General features: G+C 39.0%; 14 protein-coding genes and 1 tRNA gene. 8 read left to right on the plus strand and 7 right to left on the minus strand.

All coding sequences use genetic code 11. The annotated features are described in order from the left end of the window. The first annotated feature begins 106 nt into the window (after positions 1 to 106). From BM146_RS07945 to BM146_RS07960, 4 genes are read left to right on the plus strand one after another with little or no spacing between them, the layout of a single operon-like run. Complete coding sequence (locus BM146_RS07945) at positions 107 to 1,099, plus strand: ABC transporter ATP-binding protein (protein ID WP_083413455.1); 993 nt, start codon at positions 107 to 109, stop codon at positions 1,097 to 1,099. Beyond that, on the plus strand, positions 1,077 to 1,943 hold the full coding sequence (locus BM146_RS07950) for an ABC transporter permease (RefSeq protein ID WP_074886963.1): 867 nt from the start codon (positions 1,077 to 1,079) through the stop codon (positions 1,941 to 1,943). The genes BM146_RS07945 and BM146_RS07950 overlap by 23 nt, the downstream gene beginning before the upstream one ends. Next, positions 1,940 to 3,421, plus strand: a complete 1,482-nt coding sequence (locus BM146_RS07955) for a GldG family protein (protein WP_074886966.1) — start codon at positions 1,940 to 1,942, stop codon at positions 3,419 to 3,421. Before BM146_RS07950 ends, BM146_RS07955 begins: the two co-directional genes overlap by 4 nt. Next, positions 3,411 to 4,826, plus strand: a complete 1,416-nt coding sequence (locus BM146_RS07960; protein WP_074886968.1) for a DUF4340 domain-containing protein — start codon at positions 3,411 to 3,413, stop codon at positions 4,824 to 4,826. The genes BM146_RS07955 and BM146_RS07960 overlap by 11 nt, the downstream gene beginning before the upstream one ends. 77 nt (positions 4,827 to 4,903) lie before the next feature. On the opposite strand, the gene BM146_RS07965 is transcribed toward BM146_RS07960, so the two are convergent. Beyond that, on the minus strand, positions 4,904 to 6,031 hold the full coding sequence (locus BM146_RS07965; RefSeq protein WP_074886969.1) for an aldo/keto reductase: 1,128 nt from the start codon (positions 6,029 to 6,031) through the stop codon (positions 4,904 to 4,906). A 212-nt stretch (positions 6,032 to 6,243) separates the two neighbouring features. Between BM146_RS07965 and BM146_RS07970 the strand changes: the two genes are divergently transcribed. Further along, the gene (locus BM146_RS07970; RefSeq protein WP_083413457.1) at positions 6,244 to 7,113 is read left to right on the plus strand and encodes a sensor domain-containing diguanylate cyclase; all 870 of its coding nucleotides are present in this window, start codon (positions 6,244 to 6,246) and stop codon (positions 7,111 to 7,113) included. A 28-nt stretch (positions 7,114 to 7,141) separates the two neighbouring features. Here the strand turns inward: BM146_RS07970 and BM146_RS07975 are convergent, their stop codons facing one another. The 6 genes from BM146_RS07975 to BM146_RS08000 form a co-directional block, all read right to left on the minus strand. Then, positions 7,142 to 8,791, minus strand: coding sequence for an ATP-binding cassette domain-containing protein (locus BM146_RS07975; RefSeq protein ID WP_074886974.1), 1,650 nt, complete (start codon positions 8,789 to 8,791; stop codon positions 7,142 to 7,144). Between the two features lie 2 nt (positions 8,792 to 8,793). Beyond that, on the minus strand, positions 8,794 to 10,620 hold the full coding sequence (locus tag BM146_RS07980; protein ID WP_074886976.1) for an ABC transporter permease: 1,827 nt from the start codon (positions 10,618 to 10,620) through the stop codon (positions 8,794 to 8,796). 249 nt (positions 10,621 to 10,869) lie between these two features. Then, a complete protein-coding gene (locus BM146_RS07985; protein WP_074886979.1) occupies positions 10,870 to 12,288 on the minus strand; it encodes a hypothetical protein in 1,419 nt (472 codons plus the stop codon). Positions 12,289 to 12,431: 143 nt separating this feature from the next. Further along, the gene (locus BM146_RS07990; RefSeq protein WP_074886982.1) at positions 12,432 to 13,196 is read right to left on the minus strand and encodes a response regulator transcription factor; all 765 of its coding nucleotides are present in this window, start codon (positions 13,194 to 13,196) and stop codon (positions 12,432 to 12,434) included. 2 nt (positions 13,197 to 13,198) lie between these two features. After that, a complete protein-coding gene (locus BM146_RS07995) occupies positions 13,199 to 14,905 on the minus strand; it encodes a sensor histidine kinase (RefSeq protein WP_074886985.1) in 1,707 nt (568 codons plus the stop codon). A 2-nt stretch (positions 14,906 to 14,907) separates the two neighbouring features. Then, positions 14,908 to 15,978, minus strand: coding sequence for an extracellular solute-binding protein (locus BM146_RS08000; RefSeq protein WP_083413458.1), 1,071 nt, complete (start codon positions 15,976 to 15,978; stop codon positions 14,908 to 14,910). A gap of 158 nt (positions 15,979 to 16,136) precedes the next feature. Between BM146_RS08000 and BM146_RS08005 the strand changes: the two genes are divergently transcribed. The 3 genes from BM146_RS08005 (at position 16,137) to BM146_RS08015 (ending at position 17,957) form a co-directional block, all read left to right on the plus strand. Then, a tRNA-Arg gene (locus BM146_RS08005) sits at positions 16,137 to 16,210 on the plus strand. Between the two features lie 285 nt (positions 16,211 to 16,495). Next, complete coding sequence (locus BM146_RS08010; RefSeq protein ID WP_074887144.1) at positions 16,496 to 16,771, plus strand: helix-turn-helix domain-containing protein; 276 nt, start codon at positions 16,496 to 16,498, stop codon at positions 16,769 to 16,771. Then, on the plus strand, positions 16,758 to 17,957 hold the full coding sequence (locus tag BM146_RS08015) for a type II toxin-antitoxin system HipA family toxin (RefSeq protein ID WP_074886988.1): 1,200 nt from the start codon (positions 16,758 to 16,760) through the stop codon (positions 17,955 to 17,957). Before BM146_RS08010 ends, BM146_RS08015 begins: the two co-directional genes overlap by 14 nt. Positions 17,958 to 17,994: the final 37 nt, after the last annotated feature.

The following is a 17,994-nucleotide window of genomic DNA, read 5'->3' on the forward strand; positions in this document are numbered from 1 at the left end:
CTTTTTCAATTATTTTTTTACAGAGTTTCCTTTTTAGGTTCGTTTTAGGTAAGGGTTTTATTCTAGATTCTGACTTACTATATACAAAACTAAGGAGGAAAAAGAGTTGATCATTGTCGATCATTTGACTAAAAGCTACGGTTCTACCCTGGCTGTAGACGATTTGTCTTTTACCATTGAAGACGGACATATCTACGGATTTCTCGGCCCTAACGGCGCCGGTAAATCAACTACCCTGAATATTCTTACAGGTTGTCTTGCTGCAACAGAAGGAACCGTCAAGATTGGGGACTATGACATATTTGAAGACAGCAAAGAAGCCAAAAAACTGATTGGATATCTGCCTGAGATTCCACCCCTCTATGTTGATCAGACACCAAGAGAATACCTGGATTTCGTTGCAGAGGCCAAAAGAGTTTCCAAAAAAGACAGACCTGCAGAAATTGAGCGTGTCGCAAAGGAAACCAATATCGATCATGTCCTGGATAAGCCCATCAAATTCCTTTCAAAGGGCTACCGCCAGAGAGTTGGTATTTCTCAGGCACTTCTGGGCAATCCACAGATAATCATTCTTGATGAGCCAACTGTTGGTCTTGATCCAATGCAGATCCTGGAAATCAGGGAACTTATCCACAATTTGGGACAAAAACACACAGTTATCCTCAGTTCTCACATTCTTTCTGAGGTTCAAGCCATCTGCGACAAGGTTCTTATTATATATAAAGGAAAGCTTGTGGCCTTCGACACCCCTGATAATCTGGGAAAAGACTCATCATCAGGCAGTGTTATAGAAATTGGTGCAGATGTTTCCACCGATGAGGCAAAAGAAATCCTTAAAGACATCCAGAATATAACCAGGTTTGAAGCCTGTGAAAATGATGATGATCACATCCTGAAGCTCCATGTGGAAAACTGCGACGTTACAGATATAAGCAAGGCTATATTCCGCGCCTTTGCAGTTAAGGATATTCCTTTGTTTAAGCTGAACCCTGTAAAGACAAACCTTGAAGATATCTTTATGGAGCTCACTTCAGAATCAGATGAAAACAACATTATAACTTTGGAGGAAAAAGAAATTGATAGCAGTATTACGGCATGAGCTTTCGCTATTCTACCACAGCATGACGGGGTATATCTTTGGTGCTTTTCTGCTCCTTTTCACAGGAATAGGAGCTCTTTTATACAACATCAATGCATCCGTTGCGAATTTCGAATATGTACTGGATTTTATCTCGATCATATTTATCGTTATAGTCCCAATTCTCACCATGAGAATTATTTCTGAGGAAAAGAAACAGAAAACAGATCAGCTTCTGTACTCTCTCCCTATAACTTCTACTGACATTATTGTCGGAAAGTTTTTATCTCTGTTTGTAGTTTTCCTCATTCCAATAATAATTATTTGTATTTATCCACTAATCTTTGCGCAGTTTGGGGATGTGTATCTGCCTACTTCATACGGCTCAATGATTGCTTTTATATTTATGGGCATGGCACTTATAAGCATGGGAATGTATATTTCAGCGCTGACCGATTCACAGGGAATCGCCGCCGGAATATGCGTAGCTTTCATGCTCTTTAATTATTTTTGCGCAAGCCTCTCTGACTATGTTTCAGCAACAGCAGTTGGCGCTCTTATATCTCTCATTGTTATAGCCGCCATTCTTTCTCTTGTTATCAGATACATGACCAGATCAAACATCATGGCGCTACTGCTCTTCGTAGTTTGCGGCGTAGCTTCAGTCGTTGTTTACTTTGTTAACTCAGATCTTTTAAACAACCTCCTTCCAAATATTATGAAAAAGATATCACTCTTTGAGAGATTTTCTGTTTTCGTAAACGGAATCTTCGACCTTACAGGAATTGTTTATTACATCAGTGTAATCGTATTTTTCCTGTTTTTATGTGTTCAGGCCCTTGAAAAGAGGAGGTACAACGGATGATCAGCATAAAGAATTCTCTTAATAGTGCACTTAATAAAAATAAGGAGGCTCTCACCAGTAAGACTGCAAAGATCGGAAGCTACAATTTCCTCATCACAGTCATTGTCCTTCTGATACTTATTGGTGTAAACGTGCTTTTTAGCGCTCTTCCATCTACTATCACTCAGTTTGACATATCTGCAGCGCAGCTTTACTCCCTGACTTCCTCAACAAAGGTAGTTGTAAACAATCTGGAAAAAGATGTGACTATTTACTGGATCGTTCAATCAGGCCAGGAAGATTCAGTAATTGAAAAGCTTCTTGATGTATACGACGATATGTCAGAGCACATCACTGTCGTAAAAAAGAACCCTGATGTGTATCCTACTTTTGCACAGCAGTACACTGAGGACTATGTTTCCAACAACTCACTGGTGGTTGAATGCGGCGATAAATACAGGTTCATCAGCTACAACGACATCTATGAAGTCGATTCCTCAAGTTATTACATGACAGGCTCTGCCTCTTCAAGTTTTGATGGTGAAAGTGAAATAACTACAGCTATCGATTATGTGGTTTCCGAAGATCTCCCTAAGGTTTATGTCCTTACAGGACACGGAGAAAGTGAGCTGTCTTCAACTTTCACTGACAGCCTTGAAAAAGCAAATATTGAAACTGAGGAGTTTTCTCTTTTAAATGTTGATGAAATACCTGAGGATGCGGATATGATCCTCATAAATTCACCAACTAGTGATCTTTCTTCTGAAGAAGTAACAATGCTTGAAGACTATATAGAAAACGAAGGGCACCTTCTTGTTCTATCCGGTCCTCTTCAGGATGATACAGATCTTTCTAACCTTCGTGGCATTATCGAAAGCCTTGGCGTATCTATAAATGATGGTGTTGTAATAGAAGGAAACAGGGATTACTATGCTTTCTCCCAGCCGTATATTCTTTTACCTGAAATAGAGTCATCTGACATTACAGATGCGCTTATCAATGAAAAGAGCAATGTTATTGTACCTATCGCTTCAGGCCTTAATGTAGACAGTTCATCAAGTTCTTACACTGTCACATCTCTTTTGACTACATCTGCTGATTCATTCTCAAAGATTGCAGGCTATTCACTTGAGACATATGAAAAAGAGGATGGCGATATCGACGGACCATTTTCACTGGCTGTGTCTGTAGCAAGTGAGTTAACTGACGGAAAGCTTGTCTGGGTTGCATCTGATGTAATGCTGGATGATGGATATAACTCCTACTCTTCAGGCGCCAATGTGGACTTTATCATGAACTCAATTTCATGGATGATTGGCGAAGAGGAGACAATCTCAATCAGATCAAAGTCTCTTGACTACAACTATCTGACCATCAGCGAGACTGCAGCAAAACGTATTAAGATCATAATGATCTTCATCCTTCCTATTGGCTATCTGGTTTACGGAATAGATGAGGTATTCAGAAGAAGGAAGGAGGGAAAAGCAGTTGAAGCGTAAAAAAACTCTTATTATATTATGTGCACTTCTCGTGCTCATTATCGGCGGGATAGTTATAGTAAATGCCGTCGAAAAGCATGTTGAAAGCATTTCAACTATCGATGAAGTTGTTTATGCCTCAGACGCTGAAAGTCTGACAGAGATTAAATGGACTTTTGAAGATAAGACACTGGACTTCATAAAAACCGATGATGTATGGACTTATTCAGGTGATGATTCTTTTCCTGTAGATCAGGAGGAGATTTCTTACCTGATAGAAAACTTTGCAGAAGTGCATGCGAGTTTCATTATTGAGGATGTTGAAGATTACAGCCAGTACGGTCTTGATGATCCTGAGGCAGAGATCACATTTGTGACTTCGGATGGAGAAACTACTCTCTCCTGCGGAACTTTTTCAACTATGGATTCAAAACGATATATCTCCATAAACGGCGGAACCGTATATCTTATTGACGATGACATTGAAGAATATCTTTCTTCTGAAAAGGATGACTATCTTGATAACGACGAGATTCCTTATTACCAGCAGATTGAATCTGTTGAACTTACAGGAGATAGTAACCTTTCGCTGATATATGAGGAAGATGCTACATATGACTATACTACAAGCTATAACTATTATTTAAAGGATGGCGATACTTACCTTCCTCTTTCTGACTCTTTTGTCACAAGCTTTTTGGGGTATTTCACTCATATAACATTTTCTGATTACGTCACATACTGTGTCACTGACGAAGAGCTCTCTAACTGGGGATTTGATGCACCTTCTTTGACCATACATGTAAAGGGATATGGCTACGACACAGACTTCACTGACGACAATGACCTGGGTGAAGAGGAAGATCACTATCTGTACTTTAAGAAGATTGATGATGAGACTATTTATCTAAGAGTTGATGAATCACAGATCATTTACTCATATACTGCTGAGGATTACGAAACTCTGACAGGCTATGATTATGAATCACTTCGCCCGACAGCAGTTGTTGATATCTCTGCATCACAGGTTCAGACCATTACAGCAAGCATAGATTCTGATCAGTACATTATTGATGCGGAAACAATCGATGACATCGTTACCTATACAGTTAATGGTTATGAAATCGAGGGAAGTACAATCGTAAGCGACATCACCTCTCTCAGCGTAAAAGAATTTGATTCTACTAATGCTTCAGGCACTGAAGAGTTCTCTGTCACTATTGTTCTTAACGATGAAGCTAATACTTCTCTGGCAATTTCTCTTTATAGAGTTGACGGTGACAGCTGCCTTGTAACTCTTAATGGAGAGACTCTTGGTCTCGTAGACAGAAGCCAAATGTCCACCCTAAAAGAGGATTTCATCACCACAATGCTCAATTTAGGAAAAGAAAGTACTGACGAAGCCAATCAGGAAATTTCAGATTAAAATATAAGAAAAAAGAACTCCTTGCTGTATGCTTGCCATACATACCATGGAGTTCTTTTATTTATGTCTTATTTAGATTATTTTTCAAATTCTGATGCAACTTTTTTAAGAAGACTTCTGATCTCTAAATGCTGTGGACATACATTTTCGCAGCCGCCACATTCTATACAATCGCTTGCCTTGCCTGCACCATCGGTTGTTAAAAGATCGTAGTACATTTTCTGGTTCCAGTCATTGAAGACATTTTTTGTATTAAGACATGCAAATAATTCAGGAATCTTAATATTCATCGGACAATGATTTTCCTCTACGCAATAATGGCATGCTGTGCAAGGGATCATATCCAGTCCTTTGTAGATAGCTGTTACCTTGGCAACTGCTCCCATCTCTTCCTCTGAAAGAGGTTTGAAATCCTTCATGAAAGATACGTTGTCTTTCATCTGCGCCATATCGCTCATACCTGAAAGTACAACACGGATTCCTTCCTGGCTTGCAGCAAATCTGATAGCATAGCTTGCATTTGAAAGCTTAGATGGCATTTCATCAAAAACTTTCTGTGCCTCGTCAGGAAGCTTTATAAGGCTTCCGCCCTTTACAGGCTCCATAACGATACCAGGCTTGCCGTGCTTTCTGCACACTTCAAGGCACTTACGGCTCTGAACAGAAGCATCATCATAATCAACATAGTTTAACTGAATCTGAACGATCTCAACGTCAGGATATGTAGTAAGTATTTTATCAAGAACCTCAGGCTTATCATGGAATGAAAGACCTACATGCTTGATCTTTCCTTCTTTTTTAAGATCAAATGCAGTCTCATAAGCTCTGCATTTTTTGAAGTGCTCAAAATTTGTAGCATTCTGAGCGTGCATAAGGTAGAAGTCAAAATACTCAACGCCACATGCATCAAGCTGACTCTGGAAAAATGGTCTTATATCTTCTTCCTTATGGAAATAGGGTTCTGTGAGTTTGTCTGTTAAAAGATATTTCTCTCTCGGATATCTGCTTGTAAGAGCCTCCTTTATTGCCAGCTCTGATTTTCCGTCAATATATCCGTGTGCTGTATCAAAATAGTTGAATCCATTATCGATAAAATAATCAGTCATTTCTTTGAACTGTTCAATATCAACTTCTGAGCCGTTCATAGGAAGTCTCATGCATCCAAAACCGAAAAATGTCTTTATCTGTGGAAAAGAGTTGTCCATCGCTTGCCCTCCGAACATTTATAAAAATATGAAATTATTAGCCTACCCTATTAAATTTTATCATAGACAAATATTCAATTAGTATCCTTTTTTGTCATATTAAAGAGATTATTTATTAAGATGTAATAATCTCTTTATAATTGCGCTCCTTTACCATGCTAAAATTAATCTGAACTATTGTAGGTAATTCTCCAGATAAAAATAAGAAGACTATGGAACAAATAAGTGAATCTGATTTACTAAATAACTTGATGACTCTGATTCCTGCCGGTATTTTTTGGAAGGACACAGACAGACGATTCCTTGGCGCCAACCAGATGTTTTTGGATTATTACAATCTAAAATCAGTTGATGAAATAATCGGTAAAACTGATGAAGACATGGGTTGGCATATTGATCCTGTGCCATTTAGAAATGTTGAGCTCAGGGTTATAGGTAACGGAGAATCTGTTCTTAACGTCCCCGGACAATGCATAGTTCAGGGAAGAGTTCGCAATATAAGAGCTTCCAAGTGCCCTCTTTTTTCTGATGGAAAGATTGTAGGGCTTATTGGTTATTTTTTGGATGTTACCGATGCTGTTCAGGAACAGACAAGGCTCTCTGCTCTCTCGCAGACAGATGAGCTCACTGGTGTTTTGAACCGCAGAGCTTACACTGAAATTGTGCTCCAGTATGAAGAACAGTACAAACAGAATCATACTGATTTTGTTTTATACATGATAGATCTGGATGATTTTAAATCTGTAAATGACGACTACGGTCATGAATATGGCAATCTTGTTTTGCAGTCGATCTGTAAAAGCCTTACTGTTGCTGCATCTGATAACTGTGTGCTATTTAGATACGGGGGCGATGAATTTGTTGTACTTCATCAGCTTCAGTCAGAAAATGAAATAGAATTACTTCAAAAGCGCTTCATCAGAGCCATTGATAGCCCTAGAAATCTGGATGGCGTTAAGTTTACGGTAAAGGCTTCCGTTGGACATGCACTTTACTCCGAAACGACCTCTCTTCTATCTCTTATAGAACTTGCAGACAAAAGAATGTATGAAATGAAAAAACAACATAAAGCATCAAGATAAGACCTCCCGTGCGAGAGGTCTTTTGATATTACATTATTTCTAATGTTCCTGCTGTAATAAGTTTTCCTGACTTTCTGTCAAATAAAAGAATGTCTTTTCCCTTGATATCAATATTAGCATCCTGTCCGATCAGATAAATTGAATTACCGAAGATAACGCTAGTCAGAAGGAATTCTCCTACTCTGAGCTTTAAGGTAGATTCCATACCTGTAGGCATCGCACCATATATCTTGGTATTTATCTTTCCGCTTGGCTCGATATCAATTGCTTCCGGTCTGATTCCAAGAACAAAATCTTCATCTGTAATGACAGGTTCGTCCATGATACTCTCGTCCTGCTCTTCCACCTTTTGAACATGGTATTTGAAAACTTCATCCTTGTTGCTCTTTTCAACAGCGCCTTTCTTCATAAGTCTCTGGCGCTCGAACTCCTGCTTATCAGCATCTTCTTTATCCCTTGCTGCTCTCCAGTCAGATAAGAGAATCTTTTCATTTGGAACAAATTTTGCCTTATGCTCACCCAAGATATCAAGAACAACACTGCCATCCTGCTGCTGTTTTCCTTTTCCATCCACAAAGTTCATTGAAGGATTGCCAACGAAATCTGCTACAAAGAGATTTGCAGGTCTGTTATAAACATCGAGAGGTGCTGCATATTGCTGAAGGACACCGTTACTTACAAGGCATATTCTTGTAGCAAGGGTCATAGCTTCCATCTGATCATGAGTAACATATACAAATGTGCTACCCGTTTCCACATGGAGTCTTTGCAGCTCATATCTCATCTCCAGACGGAGCTTTGCATCAAGGTTTGACAGCGGCTCATCCATGAAAAGAACCTGTGGCTCCGGAGCAAGAGTTCTTGCAATTGCTACTCTCTGCTGCTGTCCGCCGGAAAGCTCTGCAGGATATCTGTCCATAAACATTCCAATCTTAACTATTCTGGAGCAGGCTCTTACTCTTGAATCTATTTCTTCTTTTGTAAGCTTTCTGCTTTCAACGACTACATTTCCATCTTTTGTAACCTGGAACTTTTCGTTGAGGTCTTTACCTTCACTTTTTAGCTTCTTTTTTATCTCTGAAAGTTTTGCCTCATACTCAGTAGCTTTTGCCTTGGCCTGTGTATCAGGATCCTGTGACTGCTGTATTCCAAGTGCAAACAGCTCTTTTGCCGTATAGATTGAAAGGCTGTAATTATCAATAAGCTTTACATATGCTTTGTTCTCATCTAGCTTTCCATTTTTATCGCGGCACTCTTCTACAATTTCTTTTATCTTTGTGCCATTCTGAAGAGCCCTTATTATGTCTCCGGCTCTTTTTGCCTCAACATCTAAAACAGGCATTTCTTCATGAATGTTCTTAAGGCCAAAAGAGATATTTTCATAAACTGTCATATTGGGCCACAATGCATAGTTCTGAAAAAGAAAGCCTACTCGTCTCTTGTTGGCTGGCACATTGATTCCTGCATTTGAATCAAATACAACTTTATCACCGATTGTGATCCTGCCTTCAGTAGGTGTCTCAAGTCCTGCGATCATTCGAAGGATTGTTGTCTTTCCACATCCTGAAGGTCCTAAGAGTGTGATAAAAGAATTATTGGGAATATTGAGGCTTACGTTATCAACGCCAAAGAATTTACCCCAACGCTTTGTTATGTTTTCTAAAACTATTTCTGGCATGATCACTTTCCTCCTATGCCGCTGTCAAGGCTGGCGCCTGTGAGCTTGTTTACTAATGTGTTAAACACAAGAATTGTGACGATAAGTATCAGGTTTATTGCGCTTGAGAATGCGTAAAGTCCCATTTCATCAAAATAATCAAGTGTTGTTGAAAGGATAAAGCCCTGTGTACAAAGAAGAAGGAACAGGGATAATTCACGAAGACATGTCATAAATGGAAGAAGATATCCACTGATAATTGATGACTTCTGAATTGGAATAATGATCCTTGTCATTCTCTTTATCCACGGAGTATTCATGATAATTGCCGCCTCTTCCAGCTCGTTACTTATCTGAAGCATAGAATTAAGGGAACTTCTTGAAGCAAATGGTATGTATTTTACTACACCTGCAATTATCAGAAGTGTATATGTGTTAAACAGATTTATATGCTCGTTGGAGAACAGGATAAAGAATGCTGCTCCAACTGCGATTGAAGGCATAAGATATGGGAGAAATGCAACGTTGTTCACGTAGTTTGCCCACTTATTTCTTCTCTTTTTAGCAACGGCATAACCGATGAGAGTTCCGATGGTTCCTGCAATAAGTGCACATACAACCGCCAAAAACAGTGTTCCAAAGAACGCATGCCATATGGTCTTGTTGTAGAGAATTCCGGACTGTCCATACATGCCGTTTTCTGTAATGTTTTCGTTAGTTACCCACCACTTTGTTGTGAGGTGTGCCAGGTTTCCTGTGTACAGGAAACTGTAATCTCCGGGGTTTGGAAGGAATGTTTCCAGTGCAAAAAGAACTATTGGCCATATGCTCGTAAAGAATGTGATTATTATAAAGATTATTCCTACAAGATATTTTCCAATCTTTCCAATTGTTAGCTTGGTGAGCTGTCCTGATTTACCCGTAACTGTTGTGTAATTTTTCCTGCTCTTTAAACTCATCTGGTTTAGGCCTAAAATGAGCACTCCAAATACCATCATGATGATTGCAAGGATACTGGCTTCACCGGTGTATTTGCTGTTCATTGAGATGTACTTGGTAGAAAGTGTTGTAAGACTCAGGTAATGAGGTACCGGGTAGCTTCCCATTGCACTTCCAAATACTAAAAGTATCGTTGAAAGAATAGCCGGTTTGATCATTGGAAGGGTTACCTTGAACATGATCTTCCACTTGGGAGTATCAAGAATTGTTGCTGCTTCTTCAAGATTTGCATCCATATTCTTAAATATTCCGCCTATCAAAATGTAAGCAAAGGGTGCGTAGTGAAGGCCAAGAACTACTGCACTTGGGAACACACCCTGGCACCACCAATGAGGAAAATAAATCTGGAATATTGCTGCAAGAAGACCATCTGATGTTCCGGTAACTTTATTTGAATAAAACATGTGCTGCCAAACAACAGCCAAAGTCCACTGAGGCATGATGTATGGGAAAATAAAGATTGAACTTAAATACTTTTTAAATTTCATATCTGTTCTGGTTACTAAAAATGCGAAGAGTCCACCGAACAGTATTGATATGAAACATGTAAGTACAGATAAGATGATTGTATTTAATAAGGGTTTCCAAAGATTAGTTACAGCAAGTCTGCTGGTAAAAAGATCTATATAGTTTACTACCGTATATCCCGTTGTTCGGCCGGTAAGATGCTGATCTATAGTACCGGGATGAATAGCAAAAGTGTCTTTTACTATAGCAACGATTGGTGCGACAGTACTAAAGGTAAGAACAATCCCAAACAGCAAAAGTATTATGTTCTGAGGTTGGGAAAACCATGTCTTTACCTTATTTTTAAAAATCGCACTTTTGTCTGGTTTTGCGATTGCCTCCATTTTTTTGCATTCCTTTCTCAATTATCCAAGATATCGGTGGTGTAAAGTACAAATGCGTTTCATGCAAGCATGAACGCATCTGTACTTTCATCACCTATAGTATGCATTCTTGAATCAACAATTCAAGAATGCATCAACCAAGCCAATTTAAATCGACTTCGTCGATGAGGCTTGGTTGACTCTTCACTCATATTCTCACAAAATCCGCAGTATATGCGGATTTCTGGAATTTAGTTCAAGAAGTCATTCTTATTCGCCTGGTGCGTAGTGATCGAGAACGTCAATCCAGCTGCCTACTGTAAATGAAACCTCTGAGCAGTATGCAGGATCTTCAAGAACGAGTTCTCCTGTGGTTGTCCACCAGTCATATCCTCTGTCATTCTTAGCTGGGAATTCATCTCCGCCACCATTTGAATGCTGGAATTTCTCTTCGATTTCTTTTGCTACATTAGGATTTGCTGAATAGCCACCCATGTCTTTTCCCCAAGGCTCAAAGCCGGCCTCAGTACATGTCATGAATGCGATGAATGCACATGCTGTCCAAGGAAGTGGGCTGTTCTTTGTAAGGAAGAGGTAGTGACAATATCCATATCCGCCAATTCCTGTATAGCCGTCCTGATATGCAGCAACATTGATGTTATTTACTGATACTGTAGCTGACTCTTCAACTGAACGAAGCTTCGAATAAACTAACAATCCTGACTGATCTGTAGCTGAAGCATCTACAAGAGTGTTGCAGATAGGTCCGTCATCAGTCTGCTCGTTGTAGTTGTTAACCCATAGCTTAATCCATGCAAGAGCATACGCTCCATTTGCTCCAAGGCCAAGATCGCTGGCATCTGCCTGCATCTCTTTGATAACAGGCTCAAAATAAGCTTTCTTTGTATCATCAAGCTTGTCATATGCTTCCTTAAGCCATGTTGCATACTTATCTTCTGTAAGCATCATAAGGAAGTTCTTTCCTACGATTTCTGAATCAACACCCATGAAAAGTGGATGTGAGCCATCATATACAAAGTCCCAGCAGTTAGTAAATGTTGCGCTTCCTGTGTTGTTGTACATGAATACTTTATTAAGTGTCTGAAGTGGAAGGAATCCGGAGAAAGCATCAGCGGTTGTTCCATTTGCCTCAGCCCATTCTTTAGGTACGAATGTCTTTAAGATATCTGTATCCACCATCTTTGTCTGGATCTGATTTCCATCCTGGATAAGAGTCATTGCAAATGTGCCTTCGCTCTTAAGTGAATCAGATGTAAGCTGCTCAAAGATCTTGTTGTTCTTTGGCTGTTGCCATTCAAATTCCATGGAATATGATGGATCAATTGACTGTAAATACTCGATAAATACCGGCAGTGCAGACTTACCACGGCTGGAGTTACCAACGCCATAAAATGTCTTTCCGTTTGACTCTTCAATGGCCTTTGCAGCAAGCTCTTCCATTGTCATTGTTTCTGCTTCAGCGATGATAGCATCAATTCCGGTAAGCTCAGCTGCCGGCTCTGCCTGTGTCTCTGCAGGAGCTGCTTCCTGTGTCTGAATCTGTGTTTCTCCGGAAGTCTGTGTGTCTGTGGTTGCCTCGGTTGTTCCCGATGCTGCACTTCCGCATCCTGCAAGGGCTGAAACAACCATTGAGAATGCTAAGATTGTTGATAATACCTTCTTTTTCACTTCGTTTCCTCCTTTTTACATTAGCCCGATAAAAGAAAAACTGTAATTACGGGCAGTTCTTTGCTTGTAATTACAGTTTATGATTTGTTTATAAATTTTTTGAGAAGACAATTCTGATATTTTTTGTAATTTTTTGATATGTTTTATTGAAGTCCCTTTGCCTGATAATCAGACGGATTTTTTCCTGTCAGTTTCTTGAATGTATTAGAAAAATACGCTATATCCTGGTATCCTACTTTTTCTGCAACTTCATATACTTTGATGTTTATATCTTTTAAGTAGTCCATTGCTTTTTTTATTCTGTATTTTGTCAGATAGTTATTTATGCTGTTATCAGTTTCAGCTTTAAAAAGCCTGCTTATATGGCCTTCGCTTACACTTAAGGATTCTGCCAGTTTTCCAACGCTAAAGTTCGTATCTGTGTAGTTCTTTTCAATATATTCAATAGCTGATTGTACGTATCTGTTAGCAATTTCATTCTTCCCCTTTATTGAAATAAGCTCATTTTCAAGCTCTGTTTCTTTTGCCGGCAAATTGGGATGCAGGTGCAAAAGCCTCTGGATCACTCCCTCAAGTTCGCCATCCTGAAATGGCTTTAAAATATAGTCAGATACTCCAATCCTTATTGCTTTTCTGGCATATTCAAATTCGTTATAGGCAGTGAGGAAAACAACTTTTATTCCGGGATACTTATCAATCAGTTTTTCTGCCAGCTCTATTCCATCCATTTTGGGCATTCTGATATCTGAGATGACGAGGTCCGGCTTTGTAGTTTCTGCTACTTCAAGGGCTTCTACTCCATTAGCAGCTTCGCCCACTACTTCGCATCCTATCAGCGTCCAGTCTGTCTCTGCTTTTATTCCCATACGCACATATTTTTCATCATCTACAATAAGTACTTTTGTCATATTTATTGCTCCGGTTCCTTTTCAGAATATGGAAGCGTGATGATCATTACAGTGCCTCCTTCTGTAGGCCTTACTGCCATTACTCCATACTCTTTTCCATAATATAATCTAATAATTGTATTCACATTATTAAGCCCAAGATGACCTTTTAGTGTCTCCACATCGTCGTTGTTAAGTGCTTTCATCATCTCATCACTTATTCCGACTCCGTCATCCTGTATTGATATTTTCAAAAGATCTTTTTCTTCATTTTTATCTCTTACGGCAGCTACATAGATATGCCCGTTTTCGGTTTCATTCATTCCGTGGATAATGGCATTTTCCACTATTGGCTGCATAATAAGCTTAGGAATGATTGCATCCATCACATCTTGCGGCACATCTATAGTAATGTCAAATTTATCATCGAATCGTATCTTTTGTATCTCGCAATAATTCTGAATTAGTTCCAGCTCTTTTGACAGCTTGCAGAACTGTTTTTCAGATATGCTGGTTCTGAGGATTCCAGCCAGTGAAGCTGACATTGTTGCAACTTCAGGAACACCGTTTGCTTTAGCCACCCATTTTATTGTATCCAGAGTGTTATACAAAAAGTGCGGATTGAGCTGGGCCTGCATCATCTGTATTCTGGTCTCGTTTATAGTTCGCTCGGCTTTTACTCTTTCATTTATGGTCTGCTTAAGCTGCGAGGTCATTTTGTTAAATCCAACTGCCAGCTGCTCAAACTCATCTTCCCTATTAAGTTCGATTTTCGTGTCGAAGTCGCCTTTTCTAAAGGTCCTCATTCCGGAGGACAATATATTTATTGGTTTTGAAAAATATGCGCTCAGCCTTGATGCAACCAAAAGGCATATGAAAATACTTATTATTGCCTCAAATATCAGTATCTGATAACCCACTTTTGCCGCAGATTCGCCAAGAACAGGCGGCGTAATATAAACGCTGAGAAGCCCTGTCTCTCCTACTTCATTTATGTACACATTTCCTGTTATGTTGCTGTTATACCTGATCTTATTGAGAAGGTTGCTCCTTATAAGTGCCAAAGCTTTACTGTCTTTAGCTGTTCCAATAAGGCAATAAGGTCTAAAAAATCTGTCCGTAAGCATAAATCCGTCTTTGGCGTTAATACTGTCTTTTAACCTTGACTCTATTTCTTCCTGCTCGATCCTTACTATTACAAATCCCGGATTGTCTTCTCCCGCTATCTCTTTTGCTATGAGAAGGTCTGCGCCATTTTCTGATGAATATGTCGGATCAAGAGAAAAAATGATACTGTCTTCTTTCTCTGCCGCTTCTCTTAACACTGAATAGTTTAATGGCAGTTCTTTTGACAATGAACTTGTTGCAGTGCTGAATATGCACTTGCTTCCCTGATATATATCCACAGCAGCAAAATCGCGAATATCCTTTGAAATTGCGTAAAGCTCTGAATAAATACTTAGTGAATTGTTCCTTTTCCTTGAAATGGCATTTATTATAACTTCATTTTCTGAAAGCTCCTGCACTGCATTTTCTGCCTGCTCAAGGTCATTTATGAGTCTTGTATTGATTATCCTGCTCTGCTCAATATCTCTTTTCTCATAATCAGCTGTAAGCCTTGCCTGAAATCCCTGTATAGTAAGGATTCCACCGCAAATTACCAATATTACAGTGGTTATCATCAGTATTGCAAAGAGCTGTCTTTTGAAGGACTGTCTTATCAGATTCATCTTCAGTCCTCCTTATTTGTAAGTTCATTCCACAGTGAAAAAACTTTTGTTTCTTCATCCGCTGACTTTTTTACATCAAATGAAATCTCTTTTATGGTTCCATAACTTGAAGTAAGCTCTACATCTGTTCTGACAGGTCTTCTGTAAAAATAGTCCATGGCGTATTGCTGTGTATCATAACTAACAACAAAGTCAATGAATTTTCCGGCATTGTAGCTGTGTGGTGCGTTTTTAAGCATGGCACACCCATCAGGAACTGTGCTTGTTCCATCGTTTGGATATATGATAGAAATTTCATAGCCGAGCTCAATGTATTTTTTTGCTGTTTCTTCCAGAGTTATTCCTATAAGGCAGTCGCCATCAGAAACTTCAGGTATGATGTCTCCTGATGATTTCAAGATATTTCCATCAAGCTGTTCATAAAACCTTGGAAGTAATGTTTCGTAAGATTCGTGGAAAAGCTGCTCCATCGTTGAAATGATGGTAAAGCTTGTCCCTGAATTATTAAGATCTGCATAGGCAATTTTGCCTTTCCATTTTTCATCAAAGAGATCTTTCCATTCCCTTGGCGCTTCAGATGAGGATACCAGTTTCCTGTTATAGATAAATACTATTGGAAGCTCTGTAAATGCAGTCCATGCCCCTTCTTCTGACACATATGCCTTGTCCAGATACTGAACTTCACTGGTTTTGTATGGTAAAAAAATATCCTTTTGAGCTTCATAGCTTTCTATACCACCGCCAAACATCACATCGCAAGCTCCCTGCTCCGATGCTTCTTTTGCCTTCTGCATCATTTCTGCTGTTCCACCAGCGTGCACCTCAACCCATATCCCGGTTCTGTTCTCAAATTCTCTGATTATTGGAAGGTACACTTCTTCTTTATGGGAAGTATAGACTATAAGCTGATTTTCTTCAGAAACACTATATTTTTCTGAGATATAATCTATCTGTTCTTGTCTTTTACTATTTCCACATGACGAAATAAGGAGCATTACTGCTCCTGTAAGAATTGATACTATTATTTTCTTTGCTCTTTTCTTATTATCCATGCTGCTTTTTCTGATGTTCATTAGTTATTGGATTATTTTAGTCTAATGCGACTTTCCATTTTCTCATTCAAAATATCATAATATATTTTACGTATCTATATTAGCTCCGTAAAGCGCTTTTTATACTTAGCCAACGCACTTGAATAACCTATGTCTTTATGTTAATATTATTTGTGCATGTTTCCGTAGCTCAGCAGGATAGAGCGTCCGCCTCCTAAGCGGAAGGTCGTGCGTTCGAATCGCATCGGGAACATTCGTGAAGGCTACAAGCCATGCAAAAAAAGATACATAAAAGCTCAATGGGAGTTTACTCACTAAAGAGCTTTTATGTATCTTTTTTTATAGGGCGCCAGCCCGCGACGAAGGAAGCTTTGCTTCCGAGTTCATGCATGGCTTATAGCCAGCGGTAAGCAATTTTTTAACCTTTTATGTAATAAATGCTATCATTATGTCAATTTATTGCTGTTCAAGCCGATAATTGCTATAATAATAGCAATATATAATAAAACCTCAAACCACGGAGCGAAATATGGATCAAATGAACTTTTTATGGGATACCCCATCAGACGTAGCCCTGAGACTGGCAAGAAAAATCAAAGATATAAGAAAAAGAAAAAAAATCACGCAGAAAGAGCTTGCAGGAAGAAGTAATGTAAGTTATGCGACATTGCGCAAATTTGAGAAAACCGGACAGATATCACTTGAATCCTTTATAAAGCTTACTATGGAATTAGGACTTATACAGGAGATAAACAATCTGTTTACCGAGCCGGTTTATAGCAGCATCGAGGAGGTAATAAATGCAAGTAAATAAAAAGTTAGATGTATACTATCATGAACAGCATGTAGGTACGCTTGCCGAAACTCCGGACAAAAGAATTGCTTTTCAGTATGATAGTGAATGGCAAAAACATGGCTTTTCTATCAGTCCTTTCTCGCTTCCGCTGCGAAATGACGTTTTTGTACCAAATGAAAGGTCTTTGGTACGCTTTGGCGGACTATTCGGAGTTTTTGCCGACAGCCTACCTGATAGTTGGGGCCAACTTCTTTTGGAAAGATATTTAGAATCCATCGGTATAAAAAAAGGAGAAATAACTACATTAGAAAGACTAGCATACGTTGGAAAAAACGGAATGGGAGCTCTTGAATATATCCCATCCAAGGAATCTGACTTTGATTTCAAGAACACGGGACTGAATTTTGATACAATTGCAAAAGAATGTGAAAAAGTTCTCTCATCAAAAAAAGCAGACCAATTGGACATTTTATATAAGATGGGTGGTTCTAGCGGGGGAACTAGACCTAAAGTGCTTCTTTCAGAAGACAATCGCGATTGGATAGTAAAATTCCCATCAAAAAATGATCCGGAAATAAGTGGAAAAAGAGAATACGATTACTCACTATGTGCCAAAGACTGCAGTATAGTAATGACGGAAACATCTCTAATTCCATCTGCTGTCTGTGAAGGATATTTTAAAACTGAACGATTCGACAGGAAAGATGGAGAAAAAATATTCACCATCACGTTTGCAGCCCTTTTGGAAGCAGATTATCGAACTCCTTCATGCGATTATGAAACCTATTTCAAATTAGTTCGGGCGCTTACGAAAGATGCCACGTTAGATAAAGAACAGTTGTATAGAATAATGGCCTTTAACGTGGCTGGTCATAACCGGGATGATCACACAAAGAACTTCTCTTTTAAATATACTGATCTTCATGGATGGAAACTCGCTCCGGCATACGACATTACATACAGTGATACATATTGGGGTGAACAGACAACATCAGTAAATGGCAAAGGCAAAGATATTTCCAGAGACGACATAGTAAAAGTTGGGTCAGAATCTGGATTATCAATGGATTTTTGTACAAGCTGTTACGACGATATATATTCGAAAATAAGCACATTAGGGCCATATCTTGATCCTGACTCTGGCTTTACAAAACATATCCCATTTAGAGAGCGTATTTTGGAAATGTCTGAACCAAAGCAATAAGGACTTTGTTTATGATATACTTTAGATGATAGGAGTT

This window comes from Butyrivibrio proteoclasticus (assembly GCF_900115735.1).
GTDB classification, from domain to species: Bacteria; Bacillota; Clostridia; order Lachnospirales; family Lachnospiraceae; genus Butyrivibrio; species Butyrivibrio proteoclasticus_B.